This window comes from Phenylobacterium sp. (assembly GCF_044372605.1).
Lineage (GTDB): Bacteria > Pseudomonadota > Alphaproteobacteria > Caulobacterales > Caulobacteraceae > Phenylobacterium.
Genome location: NZ_JBILRO010000243.1, coordinates 1 through 5,197 on the forward strand (window position 1 = coordinate 1; position 5,197 = coordinate 5,197).

Genomic DNA, 5,197 nt, shown 5'->3' on the forward strand with positions numbered 1-5,197 from the left:
AGCCTCACGGTGACCGGCGACAGGAACTGGTCCTGATTGGGAAGGATATGGATCAGCGGGCTCTGACCACGATGCTGGACAGCGCGCTGCTAACACCGGCGGAAGTCCAGCGCGGGATCAAGGGGTGGAGCAGACTCCCCGATCCGTTCCCGGTCTGGGGCCGCCAGGTCGAGGTCGCGTGATGTCGCTGGACAGGCTTGAATTTCGTCTCACGCCGGAGGAGCTGGGGCAAATCATCGATGCTCTGCATCGCGACTGCGAGTGCTGCGAGCCTGAGGCTGCGGCTCAAGCATCGCGCTTCACCTGCGAACCGCTGGTCGACGACACGCCATGAGTGCAGCAGATCGCGTGTTGGATGGTTCGGCCATTGGCCTGTCGGGTCTTTGTGTTGCCCATTGCCTGGCATTACCAGTCGCTGCCGCACTGCTGCCGGTGCTTGGTGCCTGGGCGGAGGCCGAGTGGGTGCATGTCCTCTTTGTCCTGATCGTCGCTCCATTGTCGGGTCTGGCGCTTCTGAGGCCTTCGCCGCACGCCCGACGATCCATCCGGGTTCTCGCACTCGCGGCTATCGGTATCACTCTGTTGGCCGCTGGGGCTTTCGTCGCAGGGTCGAAAGCCGTTGAGACTGCGGTGACTGTGGTTGGGAGCCTCTGTCTGGCCAGCGCGCATATGTGGAACTGGTACCGCCGAGCGTCCATCAGCGGCGGGCCGCGAGTTCCGACCGACGGCAACAACTCGCACCCATACTGAACTGGAGATTTTTGAAATGCCGGCCTCCGCGACGATCCCCGTTACCGTACTTACCGGCTATCTGGGTGCGGGAAAGACTACCCTGCTCAATCGCATTCTCACCGAGAACCACGGCAAGCGTTACGCCGTTATCGTCAATGAATTTGGCGAGCTGGGCATCGACAACGACCTTGTGGTGGGTGCTGACGAGGAAGTGTTCGAGATGAACAACGGCTGCATCTGTTGCACCGTGCGGGGTGATCTGATCCGAATTCTGAATGGACTGATGAAGCGCAAGGGTGGCTTCGATGGCATCCTGATCGAGACAACTGGCCTCGCTGATCCCGCGCCGGTCGCGCAAACTTTCTTCGTAGACGACGAAGTCCGCCAGCGCACCCGGCTGGACGCCATTCTGACCGTCGTGGATGCCGTGCACCTTGAAGCCCGGTTGGCCGATAGCCACGAGGCCGCCGAACAGATCGCCTTTGCCGACGTCATCCTGCTGAACAAGATCGACCTGGTGTCATCACTCGAAGTCGCCCGCCTTCAGACGTTGATCGCGCGTATGAACCCGACGGCACGGATTGTGCCAACCCGGAACTGCGACATCGCGATTTCAGATTTGTTGGATCTGGGTGCGTTTGATCTGGATCGCATTCTCGAAATCGAGCCGGGCTTTCTGGGTGAAGACGAGCACGAGCACGATGAGGCGGTGGTTTCAGTTTCGATGAGTCTGGACAAGCCCTTGGATTCCAACCGGGCGCGGGCCTGGGTTTCGTCAATCGCATCCGACCTTGGTCAGGACATTCTGCGCTGGAAGGGGATTCTTCATATCGCCGGACAGGACCGCCGCCTGGTGTTCCAGGGGGTGCACATGTTGCTGGACGTCGACTTGCAGAGGCCTTGGCGAGAGGATGAGACGCGGGTGTCGCGGGCTGTCTTCATCGGTCGCGATCTACCTGCTGCGCGGCTCAAGGCAGGTTTTGAAGCCTGCGCCGTCCGGTGAGTGATCCAGGGATACTGACGGGTCCAGCACTTGGCCTTGTTCTTCTGCTGGGCCTGAGACATGGGCTTGATCCGGACCATATCGCCGTCATTGACAACCTGACATTCCGTGCCGCCGAGGAAAGGCCGCGCTGGGCACCCTGGACGGGCACGCTCTTTGCGATCGGTCATAGTTTGTCCGTAGCCGCAGTGGCCATAGGCGTTGCTATGTTGTTTCCCCGGTTTGCCTGGCCGGATTGGGCGAGCACGGTGATTGACTGGGCGGTCATTGGCTTGCTGATGTTGGTCGGTGTCTTGAACTTGCTGGCCCTGCGCCGCCCGGGTGCCTACACGCCGGTTGGATGGCGGCAGGGCCTGATCCCGCGCGCCCTGCGAGGCAGCTCGCACCCGCTTGCCATAGTCACGACCGGGATTGTTTTCGGCCTGGTGTTCGACACAGCCACCCAGGCCGCAGCCTGGGGCCTTGCTGCCTCGTCGACGGCCGGCGTCAGCGGTGCGGCGATCGTCGCTGCGGTGTTCGCGCTTGGCATGATCCTGACCGATACCGCCGACAGCCGGATCGTTGCGGGTCTGCTCCGTGACCGGGGCGACCCCGAACGCGCGCGACGCTACCGCCGAGCCGTCGGATGGCTGATCGTTACAATGTCCTTCGGGATGGCAGCCTATGCTGTGGCGGGATTTCTGCGGCCGGAGTCGGGGGACCTGTCCGATGAACTCTTCTCGGGTTTGGGTGTCGCAATGGCCGTCGCTGTAGTGGCGTTGTTGCTATGGGGGCGCCGCAATCAGCGCCATGGCACCACATGAAGACCTCAACGCTTGCACGCAGGCTTTATCAGTTGGCACTGCGCTCGAATTTCCTTCGATCTGTGAAGAACTGCCGCTAGCTTGACGAGATGGAGCAGAACCGCGCCCAGTCCGACATTTGCCATCATGGACACGGCCCAAAACCTACCAAGGCGGCGCTTGCGGCGACAATGAAAGATGCGAGGCGACGCTGCGAGGGTGCGGGCCTGAGATGGACGGCCCAGCGTGAGCGGACGCTGGAGATGTTGTTTCTGGCCGGGGGACCCGTGAAGGCTTACGATCTGATCGGCGACTTCAAAGTCGGAGCTTCGACTGCGCCGCCTACGGTTTATCGCGCCCTCGACGCCTTGGTTCTTCTGGGATTGGCTCACCGGATCCCGAGCATAAACTCGTACGTGGCGTGTCACCGCGATGCCGATGGCCATGTCGCGTCTTTCCTGATCTGTGATTGCTGCGGTGCCGTTGAGGAAGTGTCGACGCCAACGGACGCCGTGTTGGTGTCCATCGCAAACCAAAGCGCGTTCAAGGCCGCGTCCCTGACCATAGAAGCCCATGGGCACTGTACCCGCTGCCAAGCTTGAAACGCCGGTTCGAAGGACTCGCAGACAGTGATTGTGCGCTGACGTTCTCAATCAAACGTGAGGCCAGGCCTCCCATCCTCCACGACAAGACGCGCGAGAGTTGAAATCGTTGCTGCCGGGTCGCGCCGATCGGAGATGGCTCTGAACGACGCGTGCATCTGTTGGGGCGAAAGCTCGACCGAGACATAGCCCTTCGACTTCAAGTCGACAAAGCGAACGTGGGGGTTGCGCTGCTGAACGTTTGCAAAGGCAGCGGCGGGCGGGCTGTTTGCGGTGATGGCCGGCGTCACAAGCTCGGTCGCAACGGTCGCAGAGCCTGGATCCCGAAAGTCGACCTTAAGCTCGTTGGCCCAGGAGGAATGGATGTCGCCGGACAGGAACACCGGGTTGCGGGCGCCTGACGCGCCAAGGCCTTCCAGCATGCGCGTCCGGTTCGCCTGGTAGCCGTCCCATCCATCGGTGAAGTGGCCGAGGCTTCCGTCGGGCGCAGTCTGTTCCAGCCGCGCGACCACCAGATCCTGCGCCATGATCGTCCAGCGGGATTGAGATCGGCGGAACTGCTCCTGCAACCAGGCCTCTTGGGCCGCTCCCAACATGGTTCGTGCGGGATCGATCAGATCAGGACAGGTGTCGACATGACCACGCCGCGAGGTGAGCGTCTGGCAGGGCTGTGGCGTTCGGTACTGGCGTCCATCGAGCACGTTGATCGACGTCAGGTCGCCATAGTCAGTCCGTCCATAGATCCGCATGCCATCGCGCCTTGGGCGCGATGATCGACGGAGCGGCATGTGCTCATAGAAGGCCTGATAGGCTGCCTCGCGGCGGCGCAGGAAGTCGGCCTCCGAAACGCTGGGGTCCTGGGACCAGCGATTGGCGTAGTCGTTGTGGACCTCATGATCGTCCCAGGTCGCCAGGCAGGGCGCAACGGCATGCAGCGCCTGAAGATCCGGGTCGGTTCGGTAGAGGGCGTAGCGGTTACGATAGTCTGCGAGGGATAGCGCGTCACCCTCCCGCTCGTGTCGTCGTACCAGGTTTGCAGCACGCTCGCCGCGATGACTGTACTCGTAGATGTAGTCCCCGAGGAAGAACACCAGATCTGGCGTCTCCTCCGTCATGTGCCGATAGGCGCTGAACCACCCCAGTTCCCAGTGGGAGCAGGACGCCAGGACGAGCTTCAGGCTGGAAAGGCGGGCGCCGGGCAGGGGCGTTGTCCGGGCCCGGCCGATGGGACTCTCATGGCCCTGAGCGGTGAATCTGTACCAGTAGGGTCGAGATGGCTGCAGACCAGACACCTCCAGATGAACCGCGTGGCCGAAACGCGGATCAGCTATGATCTGGTCGGTTTTCAGAATTGACCGCAACTGAGGATCAGCGCCGATTTCATAGCGCACCGCAACGGATCCGGACATGCCGCCTGCTCCGTCTGGCGCCGTTGGGTCTACGGCCAGACGGGTCCAAAGGACGAAGCCGTCGGGAGACGGCGATCCACTGGCAACACCTAGTGTGAATGGCGTCCTGGGTGTGGTTGCCTGGCTCAAGCGATGCGCGCAGCCGCCAAGCCAAGGCGCGGTCACAACTCCGACGGCGCCGCCGACAAACGCCCTACGCTGCATGGGCGTCGTGCTGTGGTTTGCTTTCAGGAATGGTCCACAGTTGAGGCACAGCCCTGCTCCTGAGACGCCTTGGCGGCGGGAATTCAATGTGTAATGTTATATCATCACAATCGATACTATCCCGTCATTTGAAAGGTTTCGCGACAATGCCGTCGGATCGCGACACGGCGCCTGCGCCGAGGCTGAAACTGGATGCCGTGCGCGAACTTCTGGTCGAGGTTCACGCCGAGGACACAGCTCGCGCTCGCGTCCACATAGACGCCGCCATCGTTGCGGCGGGCGAGGGTTGGATACCCCTGGACGCCGTGGCCGACGCGCTCGCCCTGGCGACCGCCGATGTCGCCGCGCGGTGCGCCTCGCCGGAGCGAATAGCGTTTGCCCTTGAACAACTGGCTGCTGGTCTGCGTCGTAGCGGGCGCGCACGGCTCAATGCCTGAACACAACCGGAGTAAACATCCATGCTTT

General features: G+C 62.1%; 7 protein-coding genes. 6 read left to right on the forward strand and 1 reads right to left on the reverse strand.

Annotated elements, in window-relative coordinates:
- The 5 genes from ACIQ42_RS15750 to ACIQ42_RS15770 all read left to right on the forward strand — a co-directional run.
- Positions 1–182, forward strand: a 182-nt coding sequence (locus tag ACIQ42_RS15750) for a GTP-binding protein (protein WP_397423194.1), incomplete at its 5' end; no start/stop codon positions are given.
- A gap of 148 nt (positions 183–330) precedes the next feature.
- Positions 331–750: a MerC domain-containing protein gene (locus ACIQ42_RS15755; protein ID WP_397423195.1), complete on the forward strand. Its 420-nt coding sequence runs from the start codon at positions 331–333 to the stop codon at positions 748–750.
- A 16-nt stretch (positions 751–766) separates the two neighbouring features.
- A complete protein-coding gene (locus ACIQ42_RS15760) occupies positions 767–1,735 on the forward strand; it encodes a CobW family GTP-binding protein (protein WP_397423196.1) in 969 nt (322 codons plus the stop codon).
- Entirely contained in the window at positions 1,732–2,538 is an 807-nt protein-coding gene (locus ACIQ42_RS15765) for a hypothetical protein (protein ID WP_397423197.1), read from the forward strand. Before ACIQ42_RS15760 ends, ACIQ42_RS15765 begins: the two co-directional genes overlap by 4 nt.
- 89 nt (positions 2,539–2,627) lie before the next feature.
- A complete protein-coding gene (locus ACIQ42_RS15770) occupies positions 2,628–3,119 on the forward strand; it encodes a Fur family transcriptional regulator (protein ID WP_397423198.1) in 492 nt (163 codons plus the stop codon).
- Positions 3,120–3,166: 47 nt separating this feature from the next.
- On the opposite strand, the gene ACIQ42_RS15775 is transcribed toward ACIQ42_RS15770, so the two are convergent.
- Positions 3,167–4,732: an alkaline phosphatase D family protein gene (locus ACIQ42_RS15775; RefSeq protein ID WP_397423199.1), complete on the reverse strand. Its 1,566-nt coding sequence runs from the start codon at positions 4,730–4,732 to the stop codon at positions 3,167–3,169.
- 146 nt (positions 4,733–4,878) lie between these two features.
- Between ACIQ42_RS15775 and ACIQ42_RS15780 the strand changes: the two genes are divergently transcribed.
- On the forward strand, positions 4,879–5,169 hold the full coding sequence (locus ACIQ42_RS15780; protein WP_397423200.1) for a hypothetical protein: 291 nt from the start codon (positions 4,879–4,881) through the stop codon (positions 5,167–5,169).
- Positions 5,170–5,197 lie beyond the last annotated feature (28 nt).